The organism is Verrucosispora sp. CNZ293 (assembly GCF_002754655.1).
This window is the reverse complement of record NZ_PEFR01000001.1, coordinates 3,377,804-3,399,623: the sequence shown is the minus strand read 5'-3', so window position 1 is coordinate 3,399,623 and position 21,820 is coordinate 3,377,804. Positions and strand designations below refer to the sequence as shown.

21 protein-coding genes are annotated in these 21,820 nt (G+C 71.9%); 13 read left to right on the top strand and 8 right to left on the bottom strand.

All coding sequences use genetic code 11. From position 1 onward, the window contains the following. The first annotated feature begins 23 nt into the window (after window positions 1-23). From CLT74_RS15330 to CLT74_RS15315, 4 genes are all read left to right on the top strand, one after another. Window positions 24-512, top strand: coding sequence for an NUDIX domain-containing protein (locus CLT74_RS15330; protein ID WP_099852063.1), 489 nt, complete (start codon window positions 24-26; stop codon window positions 510-512). Next, window positions 506-1,318, top strand: a complete 813-nt coding sequence (locus CLT74_RS15325) for a ribonuclease HII (protein ID WP_099847154.1) — start codon at window positions 506-508, stop codon at window positions 1,316-1,318. Before CLT74_RS15330 ends, CLT74_RS15325 begins: the two co-directional genes overlap by 7 nt. Beyond that, the gene (locus tag CLT74_RS15320; RefSeq protein WP_007075222.1) at window positions 1,315-1,638 is read left to right on the top strand and encodes a DUF2469 domain-containing protein; all 324 of its coding nucleotides are present in this window, start codon (window positions 1,315-1,317) and stop codon (window positions 1,636-1,638) included. Before CLT74_RS15325 ends, CLT74_RS15320 begins: the two co-directional genes overlap by 4 nt. Window positions 1,639-1,870: 232 nt before the next feature. Next, window positions 1,871-2,635, top strand: a complete 765-nt coding sequence (locus CLT74_RS15315) for a peptidoglycan DD-metalloendopeptidase family protein (RefSeq protein ID WP_099847153.1) — start codon at window positions 1,871-1,873, stop codon at window positions 2,633-2,635. Here CLT74_RS15315 and CLT74_RS15310 read toward each other — a convergent pair. The 5 genes from CLT74_RS15310 to CLT74_RS15290 all read right to left on the bottom strand — a co-directional run bounded on the left by CLT74_RS15310 (window position 2,523) and on the right by CLT74_RS15290 (window position 8,165). Then, window positions 2,523-3,704, bottom strand: coding sequence for an aminotransferase class V-fold PLP-dependent enzyme (locus CLT74_RS15310; protein WP_099847152.1), 1,182 nt, complete (start codon window positions 3,702-3,704; stop codon window positions 2,523-2,525). The two genes, CLT74_RS15315 and CLT74_RS15310, sit on opposite strands and share 113 nt — an antisense overlap. Before the next feature lie 106 nt (window positions 3,705-3,810). Further along, window positions 3,811-4,842 carry a tyrosine recombinase XerC gene (locus tag CLT74_RS15305; RefSeq protein ID WP_099852061.1) on the bottom strand — a complete coding sequence of 344 codons (1,032 nt, stop codon included), beginning with the start codon at window positions 4,840-4,842 and terminating at the stop codon, window positions 3,811-3,813. Between the two features lie 161 nt (window positions 4,843-5,003). Then, window positions 5,004-6,221 carry a DNA-processing protein DprA gene (locus CLT74_RS15300; protein WP_099847151.1) on the bottom strand — a complete coding sequence of 406 codons (1,218 nt, stop codon included), beginning with the start codon at window positions 6,219-6,221 and terminating at the stop codon, window positions 5,004-5,006. After that, a complete protein-coding gene (locus CLT74_RS15295) occupies window positions 6,218-7,735 on the bottom strand; it encodes a YifB family Mg chelatase-like AAA ATPase (RefSeq protein WP_099847150.1) in 1,518 nt (505 codons plus the stop codon). Before CLT74_RS15295 ends, CLT74_RS15300 begins: the two co-directional genes overlap by 4 nt. Before the next feature lie 67 nt (window positions 7,736-7,802). Next, window positions 7,803-8,165, bottom strand: coding sequence for a YraN family protein (locus CLT74_RS15290; RefSeq protein ID WP_099847149.1), 363 nt, complete (start codon window positions 8,163-8,165; stop codon window positions 7,803-7,805). 146 nt (window positions 8,166-8,311) lie between these two features. On the opposite strand from CLT74_RS15290, the gene CLT74_RS15285 reads away from it, so the two are divergent. The 8 genes from CLT74_RS15285 (at window position 8,312) to CLT74_RS15250 (ending at window position 17,024) form a co-directional block, all read left to right on the top strand. After that, window positions 8,312-9,295: a hypothetical protein gene (locus tag CLT74_RS15285; RefSeq protein ID WP_099847148.1), complete on the top strand. Its 984-nt coding sequence runs from the start codon at window positions 8,312-8,314 to the stop codon at window positions 9,293-9,295. Between the two features lie 317 nt (window positions 9,296-9,612). Further along, a complete protein-coding gene (gene rpsB, locus CLT74_RS15280; protein ID WP_099847147.1) occupies window positions 9,613-10,527 on the top strand; it encodes a 30S ribosomal protein S2 in 915 nt (304 codons plus the stop codon). A gap of 133 nt (window positions 10,528-10,660) precedes the next feature. Then, on the top strand, window positions 10,661-11,488 hold the full coding sequence (gene tsf / locus CLT74_RS15275) for a translation elongation factor Ts (protein WP_099847146.1): 828 nt from the start codon (window positions 10,661-10,663) through the stop codon (window positions 11,486-11,488). A 154-nt stretch (window positions 11,489-11,642) separates the two neighbouring features. After that, window positions 11,643-12,410, top strand: coding sequence for a UMP kinase (gene pyrH, locus CLT74_RS15270; RefSeq protein ID WP_093401681.1), 768 nt, complete (start codon window positions 11,643-11,645; stop codon window positions 12,408-12,410). Window positions 12,411-12,491: 81 nt separating this feature from the next. Then, the gene (gene frr, locus CLT74_RS15265) at window positions 12,492-13,049 is read left to right on the top strand and encodes a ribosome recycling factor (protein WP_099852059.1); all 558 of its coding nucleotides are present in this window, start codon (window positions 12,492-12,494) and stop codon (window positions 13,047-13,049) included. A 279-nt stretch (window positions 13,050-13,328) separates the two neighbouring features. Continuing rightward, on the top strand, window positions 13,329-14,630 hold the full coding sequence (locus CLT74_RS15260; RefSeq protein WP_099847145.1) for a phosphatidate cytidylyltransferase: 1,302 nt from the start codon (window positions 13,329-13,331) through the stop codon (window positions 14,628-14,630). A gap of 104 nt (window positions 14,631-14,734) precedes the next feature. Beyond that, on the top strand, window positions 14,735-15,886 hold the full coding sequence (gene rlmN / locus CLT74_RS15255) for a dual-specificity RNA methyltransferase RlmN (protein ID WP_099847144.1): 1,152 nt from the start codon (window positions 14,735-14,737) through the stop codon (window positions 15,884-15,886). Between the two features lie 31 nt (window positions 15,887-15,917). Beyond that, window positions 15,918-17,024: a DivIVA domain-containing protein gene (locus tag CLT74_RS15250; protein ID WP_099847143.1), complete on the top strand. Its 1,107-nt coding sequence runs from the start codon at window positions 15,918-15,920 to the stop codon at window positions 17,022-17,024. Window positions 17,025-17,191: 167 nt separating this feature from the next. Here CLT74_RS15250 and CLT74_RS15245 read toward each other — a convergent pair whose 3' ends face one another. Continuing rightward, complete coding sequence (locus CLT74_RS15245) at window positions 17,192-17,413, bottom strand: DUF2631 domain-containing protein (RefSeq protein WP_099847142.1); 222 nt, start codon at window positions 17,411-17,413, stop codon at window positions 17,192-17,194. Between the two features lie 189 nt (window positions 17,414-17,602). Between CLT74_RS15245 and CLT74_RS15240 the strand changes: the two genes are divergently transcribed. Continuing rightward, window positions 17,603-19,186 (top strand): Rieske 2Fe-2S domain-containing protein, encoded by a 1,584-nt coding sequence (locus CLT74_RS15240; RefSeq protein ID WP_099847141.1) that lies wholly within the window; start codon window positions 17,603-17,605, stop codon window positions 19,184-19,186. A 4-nt stretch (window positions 19,187-19,190) separates the two neighbouring features. On the opposite strand, the gene CLT74_RS15235 is transcribed toward CLT74_RS15240, so the two are convergent. Together CLT74_RS15235 and CLT74_RS15230 are read right to left on the bottom strand one after the other, a co-directional pair. Continuing rightward, the gene (locus tag CLT74_RS15235; protein WP_099847140.1) at window positions 19,191-20,789 is read right to left on the bottom strand and encodes a phytoene desaturase family protein; all 1,599 of its coding nucleotides are present in this window, start codon (window positions 20,787-20,789) and stop codon (window positions 19,191-19,193) included. A 133-nt stretch (window positions 20,790-20,922) separates the two neighbouring features. Then, a complete protein-coding gene (locus CLT74_RS15230; RefSeq protein WP_099847139.1) occupies window positions 20,923-21,762 on the bottom strand; it encodes a YhjD/YihY/BrkB family envelope integrity protein in 840 nt (279 codons plus the stop codon). Between the last annotated feature and the right edge of the window lie 58 nt (window positions 21,763-21,820).

The window sequence follows — 21,820 nt, the reverse complement described above, 5'->3', positions numbered from 1 at the left end:
CAGGCGTCTGGCAGTCTGGTGCGGTGACCGTCTACACCCCGAGGTGTGCCGCTCGCGTCCTTCTGGTCGACGCGACCGGCCGGTTGCTGCTGTTCCGCGGTTTCGACCCCGCCCGCCCGGAACGCGGACGGTGGTGGTTCACCCCCGGCGGGGGCCTGGACCCGGGGGAGACGTACGCCGAGGGTGCCGTCCGCGAGTTGGCCGAGGAGACCGGGTTGCGGCTGACCGTTGCCGAGGTCGGCCAGCCGGTGCACGCCGACGTCACGGAGTTCTCGTTCGACGGCGTGTGGTACCGGCAGGAGCAGCAGTTCTTCCTGGTGCGGGTGGCGGCACACGAGGTCGACACGGCGGGTTTCAGCGAGGTGGAGCGGGGCAGTGTCGACGCTCACCGGTGGTGGTCGGCAGCCGAGTTGCGCGACACCGGGGAGCGTTGCTTCCCGGTTGACCTCGCAGCGGTGCTGGCCCGCGCGTTGACCGGTACGACGGCAGTCATCGAGGGACGGGCATGCTGACTCCACCACGCACCGTGATACGCCGGGAGGCCGGCCTCTACGCCCTGGAGCGGGCCCTGCAACGGCGCGGATTCCGGCACGTCGCCGGTGCTGACGAAGCTGGTCGCGGTGCCTGCGCGGGCCCGTTGGTCGCCGCCGCCGTGGTGCTGCCGGAGGGCCGGCGGGGTGAGATCGACGGGCTGGCCGACTCCAAGTTGCTGACCCCGGCCAGCCGGGAACGGATCCACGACGAGGTCGTCGAGCGGGCGCTGGCGTACGCCGTGGTGGTCATCCCGGCCGACGAGGTCGACGCCCGGGGGCTGCACGTGTGCAATCTGGCCGCGATGCGGCGGGCGCTGGCCCTGCTGACGGTTCGGCCGGAGTACGTGTTGACCGACGGGTTCGGTGTCGACGGCCTGGGCGTTCCCGGGCTCGCGGTGTGGAAGGGTGACCGGGTGGCCGCCTGCGTGGCGGCGGCGAGCGTGCTGGCCAAGGTCACCCGGGACCGGATCATGGTGGATCTGGACGTCGAGTATCCCGGCTACGGGTTCGCCGAGCACAAGGGGTACATCACCGCCGAGCACACCGCCGCCCTGCGCGAGCACGGGCCGTGCCGGGAGCACCGTTTCTCGTACGTGAACGTGGCAGCTGTCTCCGGGCTCGACGGCCGGCCACCCCGCTCCCGGCGACCGCTCGGCGCAAGCCGGGAAGAGCCGATGGAGCGCTCGGACGCCGCAGGGGGTACCGTCGGCGTGGCGTTGGGCGAGCAGCCGCGGCCTTCGGCGCCGGTGGGGGAAGATGTGGTCATGGAAGGCGGAGTGCGATGAGCGCGGAAGATCTCGAAAAGTACGAGACCGAGATGGAGCTCCAGCTCTACCGGGAGTACCGCGACATCGTCCGCCAGTTCTCCTACGTGGTGGAGACCGAGCGCCGGTTCTACCTGGCCAACCAGGTCGACCTGCACGTGCGCAACTCCGACGGCGAGGTCTACTTCGAGGTCGAGATGCACGACGCCTGGGTCTGGGACATGTACCGCCCCGCCCGGTTTGTGAAGAATGTCCGGGTAATGACCTTCAAGGACGTGAACGTCGAGGAGTTGGAGAAGCCGGACATCTCCCTGCCGGCCGACTCCGGTTTCGGCGGCTGAGCCGTCCACCTCCCTCGGGCAGCGACGGCGGACCCCCACCCGCCGCGATCGTCCGTACCGCTTCGTCCACAGTGCACCGGCCGTACCGGTCGTCGGCCACGCGCTGAGGTGCACGGCGACCGCCCATAGCAGATCATCCCGCTCGATGTGGACTGTCCACAGGACGTTCAGCCGTCCACAGGTACGCCGTCCGGGGCGGTGGTGGCCGGCGGAACCGGCCAGGCTCGACCACATGCGACAAATGTCGATACTCGCCGGGCTCACCGCGCTCCTGCTGCTGGCCCCATCCGCGCCGGCGGGTGGGGCGAGCGGACGGTCGCCGTCTCCGGCCATGCCGAGCGGCCTGTCGTTCCCGCCCGCCGCGCCGCAGGCGGGTGGCACGACCGACATCGGCGGCGTCGTGCCGTCGCGGGTGCCGGTCGCCAGCGCGGAGCAGACCGGCGACGCCGGTTTGTTCCGCTGGCCGGTCGACGGAAAACCGCAGCCGGTACGCAGGTTCGACCCGCCGCCCCGGCCGTGGCTACCCGGCCACCGGGGGGTCGACCTGCTCGCCCCTGCCGCTGCCACGATCCGGGCAGCCGGTGCCGGCACCATCCTCTTCGCCGGCATGGTGGCCAACCGGCCGGTGGTCACCGTCGGGCACGCCGACGGCCTACGGACCACCTACGAACCGGTCCAACCGGCAGTCACGACAGGCACGGCGGTGTCGGCCGGAGCGGCCCTGGGCACCCTGCTGCCCGGGCACCCCGGCTGTCCCGGCACCGCGTGCCTGCACTGGGGTCTGCGTCGGGGAGACGACTATCTCGACCCGCTCGCCCTGCTCGGCCTCGGCCGGGTCCGACTCCTGCCGCTCGACGAGCGCACCACCGGTCGGGTGCGTCAGCTCAACGCTGGGCGAGCAGGCCGGGCAGCCCCACGGCGAGGCGCTGGTACTCCTCGGGCGCGTTGTAGACCTGACCGCACAGCCGCAACCACCCGCGGCCGTCCCAAGCCATGATCGCGACCTGGGTGGCGAGCCGCTCGGCGATGCGGGTCTGCAACGCGCGGGCACCGTCGAGGGTCGTGGCGAGCCCCGCCGGCAACGGGACGAGTCGCATGGCGACCGTCGGTCCGCCGGGGTCGGGCAGGTCGGCCGGTGGCACGCCGAGCGCGTCCCCCACCACCCGCTGCCCGTACGCGGCCAGTCCGGCGTTGTGCGCGCGTACCCGGTCGACGCCGAGACTGCGCAGCGTGTAGAGACCAGCCGGGGCGCTCAACCAGGCCGTGTAGTCCCATGTGCCCTGCCACTCCAGGCGAGCCGGGAACCCCGACTCCTGCTCCCAGGAGACCACAAGCGGCTCGATCCGGTCCCGCCACTGCGGCGCCACCACCAGCACGGCGGTGCCACGCGGGGCGTACCCCCACTTGTGCAGGTTGCCGACCCAGAAGTCGGCTCCGATGCTGCGTACCGACGCCGGCAGCATCCCTGGCGCGTGTGCGGCGTCGACAAGCACCGGTACGCCGTGCTCCCCGGCCACGCCGACGATCGCAGCGACCGGGAACAGCCGGGCCGTGGCCGAGGTGAGCTGGTCCACCACCAGCAGGCGGGTACGGCCCGGACGCAGCCCGTCCCGCACGATCTGCACCACCTCTTCGTCGGTGGCGGTCAGCGGCACCCGTAGGGCCCGGTGCGTCGCCCCGGTGCGTCGGCACTCCCGGCGGATCGAGAGGTCGACCGCGCCGTAGCCGTGGTCGGTGGTGAGCACCTCGTCACCGGCGCGCAGCCCCAGCGACTGGAGCACCACCGCGACCCCGGTGGTGGCGTTCGTGGTCAGAGCGGTGCCGTCGGGGTCGGCGCCGAGGAAACCCGCCAGATGCCGGCGGGTGTGTGCGACCCGGTCGACCAGGCCCTGCGTGAAGAACCGCAGCGGGTCGGCTTCCATCTCGTCGCGCAGCCGGTGCTGGGCCCGTTGCGCCACGATCGGCACCGCTCCGAACGAGCCGTGGTTGAGATGACTGACCGCCGGGTCGAGGGAGAAGAGCAGGCGGGCGCCCACGATCGGCTCGGGCGGCGGCGGGACGCTCACTCGATGATCGTAACCGCCGGGCCTGGCGTAGCCGGCGCAGCTTGCCCCCCGTCACCGGTGAGAGCTCCGTGCCAGTTCCTCAGCCGCATCTCTCCGGGGCAGGTCGTCAGGCGCGGGGGTGGGCCTGACGGTAGGCGGCCCGGAGTCGTTCCACCGAGACATGGGTGTAGATCTGGGTACTGGCCAGCGAGGAGTGCCCCAACAGCTCCTGCACCGCCCGGAGGTCCGCCCCGCCTTCGAGCAGGTGAGTGGCGGCCGAGTGGCGCAGCGCGTGCGGGCTGGTCCGGGGTAACCCGGCCGCCTCGGCGTAGCCCCCGACGATCCGGCGGGCCGTGGTCGGATGCAGCCGGCCACCGCGGGCGCCGAGCAGCAGCGCATCACGGGAATCGGGGACCGCCAGCACCGGCCGCCCGTGCCGCAGCCAGTCATTGAGGGCCCGTTGCGCGGGCAGCCCGTACGGCACCGTCCGCTCGCGCCCACCCTTGCCCCGTACCCGGACCACCCGCCGATCCTGGTCGACGTCGGTCGTGTCGATCCCGCACACCTCGCTGACCCGTACCCCGGTGCCGTAGAGCAGTTCGAGCAGCATCCGGTCGCGCAGTCGTACCGCCTCCCCGGTGCTGTCGGACGCACCGGTCACGGGTGATCCTTCGGCGGTCGCCGAATCAGTGCCCGGTGCGGGCCCACCAGGTGTCGGCCCGTCGGATGTCGGTCCGCTGGGTGAGGGCGTGGCCGGATGGCGGGCGGGTTTCTCGACGAGCAGGGCCGCCTGCTCGGGACGAAGCACCGTGGGCAGCGTCCGGCGCGGCCGAGGGCTGGCCAGCGTGGCGGCGACGTCGGTGGGCAGCAACCCCGTCCGGTGGGCCCACGCGCTGAAGGTCCGAGCCGTGGCCGCCCGACGGGCCAGCGAGGTGCGGGCGGCACCTGTCGTGCGTTGCCGAGCCAACCAGCTGCGTACCGTGTCGAGGCTCAGCTCGGCCACCTCTTTGCAGCCCATCCGCCGAGCGTGATCCAACAGCGACACCAGATCGGCGACGTACGCCCGCACCGTGTGTGCCGAGCGGTTACGGACCGAGGCGAGGTACTCCGCGAACTCGTCCACCGCGTCCCGCAGCGGTGCCGGCAGCGCGTCGTGCATCGCCCGGGTGCTGCTGGCGGCCCGCCCCCGCCCGCCGATGCTGCCCACGGGAACCACCCTACGATCGGGACGCCCGGACGGCGAACGGACGACACGTCGACGCCGACCGCTGATCAGGCGGGTGACGCGACCGCGCGCCGAGCAGGCCCTGTGACGTCAGGTCAGCGCAGATCGGACTCGCCGGCATGGCCGGGGTCGGCCGGTGCACTCCGCCGGCTCGGCGTCACCAGGGCGTAGCCGTCGTCACGGCGTACCACCAGGGCCAGCTCCTCCAGCAGCGGCAGTTTGCGCAACACCGTGCGGACCGCAAGGCCAGCCCGCGCGGCGAGAGCGTCCACACTGATGCGGCCACGTCGCGGCATCGCCTCCACGATCGACCGGGCGTCGTCGTCGAGCAGATCGGTGGGTCGTTCGGGCCCACGCGGCACCGGGGCAAGCTCGCCGACCCGGCCCACTTCCTCCAGCACCTGGGCGAGGCCGGTCACCAGCCGCGCATTCGGTTCTTCCCGAAGCACCTCGTGAGCACCCACCGACATCGCCGAGGTGACCGGGCCCGGTACCACCATCGCCGGTCGGCCCAGGGCGAGGGCGCGTCGGGTGGTCTGCGTCGCGCCGCTGCGGGCCGCCGCCTCGACGAGCACGGTGCCCCGGGTACCCGCCGCGATCACCCGGTTGCGGATGAGAAAGCGGGGACGCAGTGGCTCAGCACCCGGCGGCCACTCGCTGACCAGCAGACCGGTGTCGGCGATCCGGTCGAACAGGGCGGCGTTTCCCATCGGGTAGGCACGGTCCACACCGCAGGCGAGCACCGCGACGGTGAGCCCGCCGGCGGTCAACGCCCCGCGATGCGCGGCAGCATCGATGCCGAACGCGCCGCCGGAGACGACGGTCCAGTCCCGGTCCGCCAGTCCGTAGCCCAGATCCGTGGCGATGTGGGTGCCGTACGCGGTGGCGGCGCGTGCCCCCACCACCGCCACGGACCGGTCCAGCGCTTCGGCCAGCGGCCACGAGCCGCGTACCCAGAAACAGAGCGGCGGCGCGGTCTCGGTGTCCACCCGACGGCGGGCGTCGGACAGGCGGAGCGTGCGTAGCTGCTCCACTGTCCCGGGCCACTCGTCGTCGCCGGGGATGACGACCCGGACACCGAGCCGGTCGGCACGGTGCAGCGCCTCGGCGGCGACCATCCTGGCGTCGCCGGCCCGGCTGCGGGCCACCACCGACTCGCGTAGCGCCTGCTGGGGTGCCCCGCCGTCGAGCAGCAGGTCAAGCGTGCCCACCGGGCCGAACTCGTCGACAAGGCCGTACACCGACCACGTGCCCGGTTCGGCCAGCCAGGTCAACGCCACCCGCGCCAGAATCAACTCGTCGTGCGTGCTCACGTGCCCTCTCCCGTCCTGAGCGTGATGGCCTCGGCGACGTCATCCGTGTCCGGCCGGGCCCGCCCGTCGAGGTCGGCGATCGTCCAGGCGAGTCGGACGACCCGGTCGAAGCCGCGGGCGGAGAGCGACCCGGAGTCGAGCCGGGACCGCAGCTCGACGGTGACCCGGCCGGGCAGCCGCCACGGCGTCCGACGCAGCTCCGGCCCGGGTATTTCGCTGTTGAGCCGCCGGCCCAGCGGCGCCCAGCGCTCGGCCGCCGCCGCCCGTGCCGCCGTCACCCGGCGGGCGACCACGGCGGAGGACTCGTGGCTGCCTGTTTCCATCAGCTCGGCCGCGCGCATCGGCGACAGTCGTACCTGTAGGTCGATCCGGTCGAGCAGTGGACCGGAAAGGCGGCCGAGGTAACGACGACGGGCCAGCGGGGGACACTCGCAGCGGTCGTCGCCGGCCGGGTTCGCACACGGGCACGGATTCGCGGCGAGGACCAGTTGGGCGCGGGCGGGATACTCGGCGCTGCCCCGGCTACGGGTGAGCAGTACCCGGCCGTGCTCCAGCGGCTGACGCAACGCCTCCAGCGCCGCCTTGCTGAACTCGGGTGCCTCGTCCATCAGCAGCACCCCACGGTGGGCCAGTGAGATCGCACCGGGGCGGGCGAGCCCCGACCCGCCGCCGACGATTGAGGGAACTGTCGCGGTGTGGTGCGGTGCCTGGAACGGTGGACGTCGGATCAACCGGCCGCCCGGCGGCAACAGCCCGGCGATCGAGTGCAGGGCGGTGACCTCCAGGGCCGCCTCGTCGTCCAGCTCCGGCAGGATCGACGGCAGACGCTCGGCGAGCATCGTCTTGCCGGCTCCCGGGGGGCCGATGAGGGCCAGGTGGTGCCCACCGGCGGCGGCGACCTCCACGGCCCGTCGGCCCAGGCCCTGCCCGGCGACCTCGGCCAGGTCGGGACCGGGTGCGGCCGGCGGCGGAGCGTCGAGCGGCGGCTCGATCAGCGGGGTGCCGTCGCGGACGAAGGCGACCAGCCGGTGCAGGGTGTCCACGCCGCGTACCAGCAACCCGGGGACGACCGCTGCCTCGGCGGTGTTGCCGGCCGGGACGATCACCCGTTGGACACCGGCCTGCGCCGCCGCGGCGACCATGGGCAGTACGCCCCGGACCGGTCGCACGGTCCCGTCCAGGCCCAACTCCCCGAGGACCGCCACGCCGTCCAGCGGCAGCAGCGGAAGCTCGCCGGAGCCGCCGAGCAGTGCCACCGCGATCGCCAGGTCGAACGCCGAACCGAACTTGGGCAGGGTGGCCGGTAGCAGGTTGAGGGTGATCCGGCGGTTCGGCCACCGTTGGCCGGAGTTGACCACCGCAGCCCGGACCCGGTCGCGTGCTTCGTGCAGGGCGGTGTCGGGCAACCCGGAGATCACCACGCCGGGCAGGCCGGCCGCCAGGTCAACCTCCACCTCGACCAGATGCCCGGTCACCCCGACCAGACCGACGCAGAGCACCCGGGCGTAGCTCATCGCGCCACCTCGCCGGGTACGGTGTCGCTGCCGGGCGCCCTGGCCGGGAGCCGGAGGCCGCGCCCGCTCACCGGAACGCGTCCTTGACGTGCTCGACGTGGGCCCGACCGCTGCGGGGCACCAGCACCGAGATGACGTCGAAGCGGACCTCCTCGGCGGTGGTGCCGGTGGTGGCGAGCCAGGCGGCGGCGAGCCCTCGAAGCCGACGCGCCTTGCGGGGCACCACCGCCTCGGCGGGGCTGCCGAAGGTCGTGGTGCGTCGCGTCTTCACCTCGCAGAAGGCGAGCACCGCCCCGTCCCAGGCGATGATGTCGATCTCTCCGGTGGGGCAGCGCCAGTTGCGGGCCACCGGACGCAACCCCGCCTCGATCAGGTGTCGTACGGCGCAGCGTTCCCCGTACCCGCCGACCGCCTGGTTCCGCTTGGTCATGACCGGCACCCTGCTCGCTGACGGGGACGCGCGGCGACCCCGTCACGGCGACCTGTGGACAACCGACGGTGTTGTGGACGAGCGGACGATCATGCCCCGGATGTGCTATTGGCGGCGTTTCTGGGCTGGTCAGGGGGCTCGGCCAGATGGCGCACGGGCCGTCGGTCGCATACGGTGCCGGCGTGGACGGACGACGCAGCTTCTCCGACGACCAGGAGTCGCGGTGGTACCCGGGCGATCATGACCGTGGCTACGCCGACCCGCAGTGGCGCCCGCCGGGAGACGGGCAGTACCCCGGCGACGAGCCGCGCGCGGTACCCGAGCAACGTGGTGACGACGACGACAGGTACGGCTCGCCCCGGCGCCCCGCGCTGGCCGACCCGCTCGGGGACGTCGCGGCGGAGACCGAGCGCTACCGGGCGTCGCGGTCCCGCCGGGCGGAACCGGCGGACCCGGAAATCTCCGGTGAGTTGCCTGCCGATCGCCCGGGCCGGCGTGCCGCGCGCGAGGTGGGGCCGACCAGCGGTGGCCCGCCCTTGTCGTCGGATCCGACCCGCGTCGCGCTGGCCGGATACCCGATCGTCGAGGCCAAGCGTGGGCCCGAGATGGCCAACCCGCTGGAGCAGCCGACCGGGCCGGTGCCCTCGGTGGCACCCCGCGGGGAACCTCCGGTGGGCGAGGCGCCGCCCGGGCCCGCCGCCGTGCCCGGTCATCCGACGGCCGGCCACCTGGCACCCGGCTACCAGACGAGCGGCGTCCCGGCGGGTGGCGTCCAGCCCGGTGGCGTCCTGGCGGGTGGCGTCCAGCCGGGCGTGCCGGCCGGGGACGGCGTCTACCGGACGCGACGACCGGTGCTCGCGGTGCTCTTCGCCGCGCTGGTCGTGATCTTCGAGCTGCCTGCGGTGCGGGTGCTGCTGCACGGCGCGACCGCCGACCCGGTCGACGCCGGGGACGTGCTCGCCGGAACGTTCCTGGTCTGCGGTTTGCCGATCTTCGCGGCCGGCCTCTACGGGCTGCGGACGACCGGGTTCTCGCTCACCGACGGCGCGCGGGGGTGGCTGCGACCGCCGACCGCGTACCTGACGGTCGGCCTGGCGCTCTTCCTGGTGGCCGCGCTCGCCGCCGGCTGAGCGGGTCGCCGTCGCCGCGCTGAGCTGGTTCGCGCTGCCGGGCTGAGCTGGTTCGCGCCGCCGGGCTGGGCGGGGCGTGGCCACCGGCTGCGGGGGCCTCGTTGCACCCGGGCGTGGATCGGCCGGGAGGGCGCGTACACTGGTCAACCGGCGACCGCCTCGTGCGGTCGACCTCGCGTGCCCTCCTCACGAGTCGTCGTGTGGCGGCGGCCTCCCTGGTCCCGACCCGGTCGGGCCCATCATGGTCGACGACCGGGCACCAGGACGCCCGGCCGCCGGCCGGGCGGGACAACCAGGGACCGCAAGGAGTACGAATCATGGCCGTCGTGACCATGCGTCAGCTGCTGGAGAGTGGTGTTCACTTCGGGCACCAGACCCGGCGCTGGAACCCGAAGATGAAGCGCTTCATCTTCACCGAGCGTAACGGCATCTACATCATCGACCTGCGTCAGACCCTCGACTACATCGAGAAGGCGTACGAGTTCGTGCGCAACACGGTGGCCGAGGGCGGCAGCATCCTCTTCGTCGGCACGAAGAAGCAGGCGCAGGAGGCGATCGCCGAGCAGGCGACCCGCGTCGGCCAGCCCTACGTCAACCACCGTTGGCTCGGCGGCATGCTCACCAACTTCCAGACGGTGTACAAGCGGCTGCAGCGGATGAAGGAGCTGGAGGCCCTCGGTGACCTCAGCGGCACCGCCGCCGGTTACACCAAGAAGGAGACCCTGCAGCTCTCCCGCGAGAAGATCAAGCTGACCCGTACCCTGGGCGGCCTGCGGGACATGCAGAAGCTCCCGGCCGCGGTCTGGGTGGTTGACACCAAGAAGGAGCACATCGCCGTCGACGAGGCCCGCAAGCTGGGCATCCCGGTGATCGCCGTGCTCGACACCAATTGCGACCCGGACGAGGTCGACTTCCCGATCCCGGGCAACGACGACGCGATCCGCTCGGCCGAGCTGCTGACCAGGGTTGTCGCCGCCGCCGTGGCCGACGGTCTGATCGCCCGCTCCGGTCGTCGCCGGGGTGGCGACGAGAAGCCGGAGGCGGGTGTCGCCACCGACGAGCCGCTGGCCGAGTGGGAGCGCGAGCTGCTCGAGGAGCCGAAGAAGGCCGACGAGCAGCCCGCAGCCGAGCAGCCCGCGACCGAGCAGCCGGCCGCCGAGCAGCCCGCGACCGAGCAGCCGGCCGCCGAGCAGCCCGCGACCGAGCAGCCGGCCGCCGTCTCCGGTCAGTGATCGTGCCGCCGTCCGGTCACCGTCCGTTCCGCTGACGGTGACCGGCGGCGGGTAGACCGGGCACGAACCTCTCGGAACCGGGTAATCGTCACCGCAGACCATTCCACGCAGTCTCAACACCGAAGAGAGAGCCATGTCCCAGATCACCGCCGCGGACGTCAAGAAGCTCCGCGACCTGACCGGCGCCGGCATGATGGACAGCAAGAAGGCGCTGACCGAGGCCGAGGGCGACTTCGACAAGGCCGTCGAGATCCTGCGCGTCAAGGGCGCCAAGGACGTCGGCAAGCGGGCCGGCCGGACCGCCGCGAACGGTCTGATCGCGCACTCCGGCAAGGCGCTGCTCGAACTCAACTGCGAGACCGACTTCGTCGCCAAGAACGATGCCTTCATCGCGCTGGCGCAGCAACTTGTCGAGCACGGTGAGCGCTCCGGCGCGAGCAGCGCCGAGGAACTGCTGGCCAGCGAGATCGACGGTCGTCCCGTCGCCGACCTGGTCCAGGAGCAGTCCGCCAAGATCGGCGAGAAGCTGGTGCTCAACCGGTTCGCCAAGCTCGACGGCACCGTCGCGGTCTACCTGCACCGCAAGGCGCAGGACCTGCCCCCGGCGGTCGGCGTGCTCGTGCAGTACGCCGGCAAGACCGACGAGGCGGGCGACGCCGACGCGCGCGGTGCGGCGATGCAGATCGCCGCGATGCGGCCGCAGTACCTCACCCGCGACGAGGTGCCGGCCGAGGTCGTCGAGTCCGAGCGGCGCATCGCCGAGCAGACCGCCCGCGAGGAGAACAAGCCCGAGGCCGCCCTGCCGAAGATCGTCGAGGGCCGGGTCAACTCCTTCTTCAAGGACTTCGTCCTGCTGGAGCAGTCCTCGGTGACCGACAACAAGAAGACGGTGAAGCAGGTGCTGGCCGAGGCCGGCATCGAGGTCACCGGCTTCGTGCGGTTCGAGGTCGGCCAGGCCTGAGCCGGCTCGGGCGCACCGCGCCCGTGGGCTGGGAGCAACGACGAGACGAGGGGGCCGCCGGTGTACGCGACACACACCGCGGCCTCCTCGTCCCATAAGGTCGGCAGCGGCAGGTACGCGCACCTGAGCGCGCCAGTGGGGGAAGGACGGGCGGATGACGCAGGTTGTGAGTGACCGGACGTTGGCGGCGGACGATCCGACGGCACCACCGCCCGGCCGGGCCCGGCGGGTGGTGTTGAAGCTCTCCGGCGAGGTGTTCGGCGGGGGCGCGATCGGCGTCGACCCGGACGTGGTGCAGGCCATCGCCCGGCAGATCGCCACCGTGGTACGCCGTGGCGTGCAGGTCTCCGTGGTGGTCGGCGGCGGCAACTTCTTCCGGGGCGCGGAGTTGCAGAAGCGCGGCATGGACCGCGCCCGGGCGGACTACATGGGCATGCTCGGCACGGTGATGAACTGCCTGGCCCTCCAGGATTTCCTGGAGAAGGAAGGCATCGAGACCCGCGTCCAGAGCGCCATCACGATGGCCCAGGTGGCTGAGCCGTACATCCCGTTGCGGGCGATCCGGCACCTGGAGAAGGGCCGGGTGGTCATCTTCGGCGCCGGCGCGGGCATGCCGTACTTCTCCACCGACACGGTGGCCGCCCAGCGCGCCCTGGAGATCCACGCGGACGTCGTGCTGATGAGCAAGAACGGAGTGGACGGCGTCTACACGGCCGACCCCCGGATCGATCCGACCGCCAGCAAGTTCGACTCGATCACCTTCTCCGAGGTGCTGCGCCGCAACCTCCGGGTCGCCGACGCGGCCGCCTTCAGCCTCTGCATGGAGAACGGCCTGCCGATGCTGGTCTTCGGCGCGCAGGGCGACGACACGATCGTCCGGGCCGTGGGTGGCGACAAGATCGGCACGCTGATCACCACCTGAGCGCGACCGCCGACGGTGATCCCGGCGGTCCCGGTGACCCGACAAGCCCACGACGAGCACAAGAAGGAGGCGAGGAGACAGGTGATCGACGACACCCTCCTCGAGGCCGAGGAGAAGATGGAGCGTGCGGTCGAGCACGCCAAGGAGGAGTTCGGCGCCATCCGCACCGGTCGCGCGACTCCGGCCATGTTCTCCAAGATCATCATCGACTACTACGGCAGCCCGACCCCGCTGACGCAGATGGCGTCGGTGGCCGTCCCCGAGCCGCGGATGGCCATCATCAAGCCGTACGACAACTCGCAGATCAACGCCATGGAGAAGGCGATCCGCGACTCGGATCTCGGGGTCAACCCGAACAACGAGGGCAACCAACTGCGCATCCTGCTCCCGCAGATGACCGAGGAGCGCCGCCGCGACATGATCAAGGTGGCCCGGCACAAGGGTGAGGAGGCGAAGGTCGCCATCCGCAACATCCGCCGCAAGGGCAAGGAGGAGCTGGACCGGCTCGTCAAGGACGGCGAGGTCGGCGAGGACGACGGTCGGCGCGCGGAGAAGGAACTGGACGACCTGACCCAGCGCTACGTGGCCCACGTCGACGAGCTGGTCAAGCACAAGGAGTCCGAACTCCTGGAAGTCTGATGCCAAGGTCATCGCCTGCTTGATCATGAAGTTGCCGCCGCCGTCACCGGCGTGGCGTGGTGACAACTTCATGATCAAGGTGGCGGGGGCGGGCACCGGTACGTCCTGCCGGGCGGGTGGGTGCAGTAGGCTCGGCACGATTCCCGGTGACCCGGCGGTGAACGGTGGGGATCGGCCAGCCGACAGGCCGGCACATCAGACGGAGCGCCTCGCGCGGGTAGGGGATGGTAGTGGTTGTGCGTCAAGTGGTGGATCTCGTACCGCTCCCCCTGGTGCGTGATGTCCCACCTCGACCCCTACGGCGGCGCCGAGGCCCGTGACTGGGATCGCCCGGACCGCCCCACCTCGCTGCCCTGGCCGGACCCGGACGTCGAGCCCGGTCCGTGGGGCCGCAGCCGATACGTCGGCGACCGGCCGGCTCAGGAAGGTCGGAACGGAGGCCCACCTGCCGGCTGGGACCAGCCCCCGAACGGGCGCAACGGAGCCCGCGACCTGGAGCACGGCGACGCACCCACCGCGCAGATCGCGCCGATTCGGGTCGGTGACGGTCGGGACCACGACGACGCCCCCACCACCCAGATGACGCCGGTACGGGTCGGTCCCGGCCTGGAGCACGGCGACGCACCCACCACCCAGCTCGCGGCCGTGCCGCCCGGGGACGCGGACCCTGAGGCGGCGCAGGCCGACGCAACGGACGAGCCGGGTCGACGCCACCGTGGTCGGCGTCGGGCCGGTGCCGGCCGACCGGCCACCCAGCAGAGCGCGAGCCGGGCCGGGCGGAACCTGCCGGCGGCCATCTCGGTCGGGGTCGGCCTGGGTGCGGCGGTCCTGCTGCCGCTGTTCCTGTACACCCCGGCGTTCCTGCTGGTGCTCGTCGCCGCCTTCGGCGTCGGCATCTGGGAGATGTCCCGCGCGGTCCGCCGTGGCGGCGCCGAGGTGCCGCTGGTGCCCCTTGTCGCCGGTGGAGTACTCACCGTCACCCTGGCCTGGTTCGCCGGGCTGGACGCGCTCCTGCTCGGTCTCCTGGTCACCGTCGCGGGCACCCTGGTCTGGCGGCTCGGTGACGGTACGACCAACCTCCGACGCGACATGACCGCGGTGACCCTGATCGCGGTGTACGTGCCGTTCCTCGGTGGTTTCGCCGCCCTGCTCGCGTCCTCGCCCGGTGACGGCGCGCTGCGGGTGCTGGTGACGCTGGTGGCGGTGGTGCTCTCCGACACCGGCGGGTACGCGGCCGGTGCCAACTTCGGCAAGCGTCCGATGGCCCCGACGATCAGCCCCAAGAAGTCGTGGGAGGGCTTCGCCGGCTCGGTAGGTGCCGCGGCGCTGGGCAGTGCCGTGCTGCTCTGGGCGCTGTTCGACGTCGCGCCCTGGTGGGGTGCCGTGTTCGGGGTGGCGGTCTCGGGCGCCGCGGTCCTCGGCGACCTCGCCGAATCCATGATCAAGCGGGATCTCGGCGTGAAGGACATGAGCAACCTGTTGCCCGGCCACGGCGGCCTGATGGACCGGCTCGATTCCGTCCTGTTCGCGGTGCCGACGGCGTACCTGTTGCTCGTGGTGCTCGTTCCGGCGGTGAACTGAGGCATGGCCCACGCCGGCGGGACCGGGGCGCGGACGAGGCGGGAGCGGATCCGGCACCTCCGCAGAGGTGCGTTCCGGGCCGAGCGTGCCAGACTGGACGTGCCATGACGAGTCTTCCCCTGATCCCGGTCGACCCGGACGCGCCAGGTGCGCGCCGGGCGGCAATGCCACCGCAGCACCTCGCCGACCTCGACCTGGCCGGCCGCAAGGACCTGGTCACGAAGTTGGGCGAGTCCGCGTTCCGGGCCCGGCAGATCTCCACCCACTACTTCGGCCGGCTGGTGCGCGACCCCGCGCTGATGACCGACCTGCCAGCGTCGTCCCGCGAGCGCCTCGCCGACCAGCTGCTGCCCCGGCTGCTCACCCCGGTACGCGAGCTGGCCTGCGACGACGGCGCCACCCGTAAGGCGCTGTGGCGGTTGCACGACGGGTCGCTGGTGGAGAGCGTGCTGATGGGCTACCCGGACCGGGTCACCGTCTGCATCTCCAGCCAGGCCGGATGCGGCATGGCCTGCCCGTTCTGCGCGACGGGCCAGGCCGGCCTGACCCGTAACCTCTCCACCGCCGAGATTGTCGACCAGGCGGTCTACCTGGCCGGCGTGGCCGCCTCCGGCAAGGTCGCGGGGTCACCGCCGAGGCTGTCGCACGTGGTCTTCATGGGCATGGGCGAGCCCCTGGCGAACTACAACAGGGTGATCGCGGCGATCCGCCGCCTGGTCGCGCCGGCACCCGAGGGTCTCGGCCTGTCACAGCGGCACATCACCGTTTCCACGGTCGGGCTGGTGCCGGCCATCCACCGACTGGCCAGCGAAGACCTCTCCGTGACTCTTGCGTTGTCGCTGCACGCCCCCGATGATGAGCTGCGCGACGAACTCGTGCCGGTCAACCAGCGCTGGAAGGTGTCCGAGGTGCTGGACGCAGCCTGGGCCTACGCGGCCCGTACGGGCCGTCGTGTGTCGATCGAGTACGCGATGATCAAGGACGTGAACGACCAGCCGTGGCGAGCTGACCTGCTCGGCCGGCTGCTGGCCGGCAAGCTGGCCCACGTGAACCTGATCCCGCTCAACCCGACTCCGGGCAGCCGCTGGGACGCGAGCCCGAAGCCGGTCGAGCGGGAGTTCGTCCGGCGGTTGCGCGACGCCGGGGTGTCCACCACGGTGCGGGACACCCGAGGTCGCGAGATCGACGGAGCATGTGGGCAGCTGGCCGCCGCGGAGGACAGTGGCACTGACCCGGCCGGGGAGATGACGGCGTGACCGGGCGTGGCGAACGAGACCAGGAGACATAGTGGCGAGTCAGGGTCAGCGTTTCCGGCGTAAGGCGCTCCGCCGGGGATACAAGGTTGACGAGGTGGACGCCTTCCTGGACCGGGTCGAGGCGACACTCGCCGGCCAGCCGGTCGGAGCGCCGGTGGCCTCGCAGGAGGTCCATGACGTCGTCTTCCGGGTTCGCTTCAACGGCTACGACGAGTGGCAGGTCGACCTGCACCTCGACCGGGTCGAGCGGCAGCTGGCGGAGCTGGAGGAGCGCGGCGGCGTGGCCGGCCGTGGCGATGGCCGGATGGGCCCGATGGAGCGGATGGGTCCCGGCATGCGCGAGGACCGGGGCATGTCCCCGGTGCCGCAGCCGCCGATGCCGCCCCGGGCGATGCCGGCACAGGCCGGGCCGCCCTACGGCCGCTACGACGAGCCGACGGGCGCCTTCGCCGGTGGGTACGACAATGCTCCCCGGGGTGGTTACGACGGCCCGCGCGGTGCCGCCGCCCCGATGGGTCCGGGTGCGCCGATGGGTCCTCCCGGCGGCATGGGTCACGGAGGGCCGCCGCCGCGTGGCCTGCCCGCGGGCCCCGGCGGCTATGGCCCGCCGGACGGTCCGGGCGGCTACGGCCCGCCCGACGGCCCCGGTGGTTACGGGCCCCCGGACGGTCCCGGCGGTTACGGTCCGCCGCCGGACGAGCAGCGCTTCGACGGGTTCGAGGCGGGCCGGCACGGCCGTACCGACATGACCGCCGAGATCCGGCTGCCGGACCGGGACCCGCGCCGTGGCCCGGCCGGCCCCCCCGGCATGCCGCAGCAGGCCCTTGGCGGACCCCCGATGGGCGGCCCTCCGGCGATGGGTGGACCGCCGATGGCCGGCCCGCCCGGCAGCGACCTCTACCGGGTGGACCAGATCCGGCGCAGCTTCCAGGTCCGCCGTTTCGGCAGCGGGTACGACCCTGACCAGGTGGACCGGTTCTTCGAGTCGCTGCTCGGCGGGATGGCCGGGCGCAACCAGATGCCGGTGAACCCGAAGGACCTGGACACGCTGCGCTTCGGCCTGGTGCAGGGCGGCTACTTCGAGGCCGAGGTCGACGCCGCGCTGAAGAACGTGCAGGACATCCTCTTCGGCCGCTGACGATTCGGCCGCTGCCAGACATTCATGCGCGAGGGCCCGCCTCCGGAGACCGGGGGGGGCGGGCCCTCGCGCGTCGTCGCGCAGGTGGGTGCGGCGGTGGGGCCGACAGGCGGTCGCCCGAGGCCAGATGCGTCAGGGGCGCAGGCCGCCGCGGGTTGACCGGTGCGTCAGGAGCGCAGGCCGTTGCGGCGCAGCACCGCGTCACCGATCACGATGAGCAGCAGCAGCGCGGCCAGACCGATCAGCCAGAGGTTCTCGACCCTGCCCTCGTGGTTGCCGCAGAGCATGGCCAGCAGCGCGAACGCGGTGAGCACCGCGCCGATCCGCCCGGCCTTACGATGCCCGGGCTTGTGCTGGTCTGGCGACGTTACCGGCTCGCTTCCTGCCACTGTCGGTCCTTCCTCGGGAACGGATCTCCGGCTAGTCTGGCACGTCCCCCGCGAAGGTTTCCGGCCAGGGCCGATGGGCCCGCTCAGGTGGGTGGAAGGGCACTACCGGCGTCGCGGGGCGAGGACCAGACTGCCTCCGGTAGCGTTCTGGGGCGTACACCTTGATTGTCTTTTTGAGGGGGAACTGCGGTGCGAGTGACCGGTACGGGGCACGCGAGCATGCGGATCGACACGGCCGCGGGCAGCATCCTGTGCGACCCGTGGGTCAATCCGGCCTACTTCGCCTCCTGGTTCCCGTTCCCCGACAACTCCCAGCTCGACTGGGAGGCCCTCGGTGACGTCGACTATCTGTACGTCTCCCACCTGCACCGGGACCACTTCGACGCGGCTCACCTCAAGCGGTACGTGTCGAAGAAGGCCACCGTGCTGCTGCCCGAGTTTCCCACCTCGGAGATGGAGGACGAGTTCCGCGAGCTGGGCTTCACGAAGTTCCTGAAGACCCGCAACGAGGAGGTCGTCGAGCTCGACGGCGGCCTCAAGGTGATGATCCAGGCGCTGACCAGCCCCACCGACGGCCCGATCGGTGACTCCTCGCTCTGGGTGGAGTACGACGGTGTCCGGCTGCTCAACCAGAACGACGCTCGGCCGACCGACCTGAGCACCTTCGCCGAGCTGGGCCACGTGCACGCGCACCTGCTCCAGTTCTCCGGTGCGATCTGGTACCCGATGGTCTACGAGCTGCCGAACGCGGCGAAGACCGCCTTCGGCAAACAGAAGCGGGACCGGCAGTTCGACCGCACCTGGCGCTACATCGACGACCTGAAGGCCGACCACGTCTTCCCGATCGCCGGCCCGCCGTGCTTCCTGGACGACGAGCTGTGGCAGTTCAACGACATCTTCGGCGACGAGGGAAACATCTTCCCCGACCAGTCGGTGTTCCTGGCCGAGTACGCGAAGGTCGGCGGCACGAACGGCATCGTGCTGCTGCCCGGCAGCGTCACCGAGGTGACCACCACCGGCGCGACGACCACGCACCCGGTGCCGGTGGCGGAGTTCTTCGCCAACAAGGTCGCCCACCTGGAGGAGATGCGCGAGCGTAAGCGGCCGATCATCGAGGCGGAGAAGGCATCCTGGCGGCACCCCGAGGTGGACGTGCTCAAGGAGCTGAAGCGACGCATCGAGCCGCTGCTCGACGAGTCGATCTACCTGGCCAAGGGGGTCGGCGGTCCGGTCCGCTTCGACCTGGTCGGCTACGACGGTGAGAGCGTCGAGTCGATAGTCGTGGACTTCCCCGACAAGCAGGTGCGGCCGTACGCCGACGAGAAGGTGCGCTACCGGTTCCGTACCGAGCGGGCGCTCGTGGAGCACCTGCTGCACATCGGCGAGGTGGACTGGGTCAACTCGCTCTTCCTGTCCTGCCGGTTCTCCGCCGCCCGGATCGGGCAGTACAACGAGTTCGTCTACGCCTTCTTCAAGTGTCTGTCCACCGAGCGTCTCCAGTACGCCGAGGGCTGGTACGACGAGCACGAGCGGGCGGTGGACGCCGAGGACATCACCCTCGGCGACTGGGTGGTGCAGCGGCGCTGCCCGCACCTGAAGGCGGACCTGAGCCGGTTCGGCATCGTCGACGGCGACCAGCTCACCTGCCAGTTGCACGGCTGGCGGTTCGACCTGCCCAGCGGGCGGTGCCTGACCAGCGTCGGCCACAAGGTCCGCGCCCACCGGGTCGGCGAGGAGGCTCCGGTCCCGCAGGCCGCCCAGCCGACGAACTGAGCCCTCAGCGGCCGAGGTCGGCGAGGATGCGCTGGGCGGCGTTGTGGCCGGCGGCACCGATGACGCTGCCGGCCGGGTGACAGCCGGCGCTGCCCGCGTACACCCCGTCGACGCCTGTGGCGTAGGGCATCCGGTCGGCGAACGAGACGGTGTTGTCGACGTGGTGGATGTGACCGCCGGTGATGCCGAAGTGCGCCTCGATGCCGGGCGGTGGCAGCGGCACCGCGTCGGCGATCAGGTCGCCGGTGCCGGGGGCGTAGCGCTCGCAGATGCCGACCAGCTTGTCGACGTAACCGGGCAACGCCGCGTCCCAGGTGGTGCCGGCCAACTCGTACGGCACCGACTGGACGAACAACGCCGACGAGTGGTGCCCGGCCGGGTCGGCCAGCGACGGGTCGACTGTGGTGTGCAGGTACCACTCGATTGTCGGCTCGTCGGGCAGCAGACCGGCCTGCACGTCGGCCCACATGGCGCGCAGCGCGGCCATCGGTGACTCGCCAGCGCCGCCGCTCAGTGACGCCGAGCCGGGCAGCAGGTGAATCGTCGATCCGAACGGGCTCGGCGCACCCTCGGGCAGGCAGGAGAAGCGGGGCAGGCCACGCAGCGCCAGGTTCAGCTTGAGGGTGCTGCCGGTGCGCCGGACGGCCGCCATCCGTCCGCTGAGCGTGGTCGGCAGCGCGCCGTCGGGCAGCAGCTCCATCAGGCGGTACGGGTCGCAGGCGCCGAGCACCACCTCGGCGTCGACCTGACGGCCGTCGGCGAGCACCACGCCGCTGGCGGCACCGCCGTCGAGGGTGATCGCGGTGACCGGCGCTCCGGTGACGATCCGGGCGCCGGAGGCCCGGGCGGCGTCGGCGAAGATCCGCGACACGGTACCCATGCCACCCTCGGCGATCATCCAGGTGCCACCGGATCCGGGCAGCCGGCACATGTTGTGGACCAGGAAGTTGTGCCCGGTGCCGGGGTCGTCGGGGCCGGCGTTGAGCCCGGACAGGCCGTCGGTGACCGCGTACATGCTGACCAGCAGCTCGGAGCGGAAGTCGAACCGGGCCAGGTAGTCGGCGACGGAGCCGCGTACCAGGTCGACGAAGGTCTGGCGCAGCGCGGGACGGACGTACCGGTCGGCGGTTTCCTCGACGCTGAGCGGCTCGGCCAGCCAGGCCGGGGCTAGGTCCTCGCGCAACGCGGCCAGCTCGGCCTGCAACGCCTCGTCGGCGGCGGCGTCGGCGGGGGAGAAGAACTCGGCGAGCTGCGCCCGGGTGGCCGCCGCGTCGGTGCCGAAGAGCAGGTACGGCGAGCCGACCCCGCCGGGCGTGGGGAGAAAATAGTGCGGGTCGCGGCGCAGCACCGGGATCCGGACGTCGAGCGCGGCCAGCAGCTCCGGCGGCATCAGCCCGAGCAGGTACGACCCGGTGGAGTGGCGCAGTTCGGGCACCTTCGGGAACGGGTTCTCGGTCCGCGTCGCCCCGCCGATCACCTCGGCGGCCTCCAGCACCAGCACATCCAACCCGGTTCGAGCCAGCAGAATCGCCGACACCAACCCGTTGTGCCCAGACCCGACGATCACCACGTCCGCCCGCCCCGGCACCCCAGCACCCCTCATCCCCGCACCCTAACCCTTGCCACCCCACCCTCACCCCCGCGATCTTGCACTTTCTACCCGGGCAAGAGGTGTCAAAGCGACATGTCGGCGACCGAAAGTGCAAGATCGCCGGGGTTGTGCCTCAGGGGTGGGGTCATGATTCAGCGGGGTGGGGGCGGGTGCGCCAGGAGGAGAGGGCGAGGGTGGCGGAGTAGCCGGCCAGCACGATCACGTGAAACAGGTAGAGCCAGAGCAGGATCGCCACGGCGGCACCCACCTCGTCCAGCCCGCCGAAGGGCACGCCCAGGTCGAGTGGCAGCGAGGCGAACAGCACGAAACCGTGCAGGAAGCCGGACAGGTTCGCGGCGGTGAAGGAACCCATCGCCAAGGTGGAGAGCCAGTCCGGGGAGGCCGGTCCGACCACCCGGAACACCCACATCAGCACCGGCGTGAGCACCAACCACACCGCCAGGAACGACAGCACCACGCCCAGCGCGCCGGCCCAACCGCCGCGCCGGACCAGCCCGGTGGTGGTCGGCAGGGCCAGCAGGATCGACAGCAGCAGCGCCGGGGCCGGGGCCAGCAGCGGCAGCAGCAGCAACCGGCCCCGCCAGCCGACCAGGTGTTCGTCGGAGCGGGGCGCGGCGACCGAGACGAACGCCCGGCGCAGCCCCTCGCCGTACAGCGAGGCCGGCAGCAGCGCGGCCAGCGCCAGCCACGGCGTCAGGCCCACCCCGGCCTCGACCAATGCGGCCACCGCGTGCGGCGCACCTATCGCGTCCGGCAGCGCGTCCACGGCGTACCCGGTGAGTCGCCGTACCTGGGACGCCCCCACCAGCAGTGAGGTGAGCCAGATCGCCAGCAGAGCCACCGGCACCACGGCGATCGCCCCGTAGAACGTGATCGAGGCGGCATGCAGCGACAGATCCCGACCACGTACCGGGCGGAACGCCGCCCGGGTGATCCGTCGCGTCCTGTCCCACGCACCGCCCATCGCGCTCCATTTCCCCGTCGACCCTCCCGGCAACCGTTTCTGTTACCCGCGCCGCACG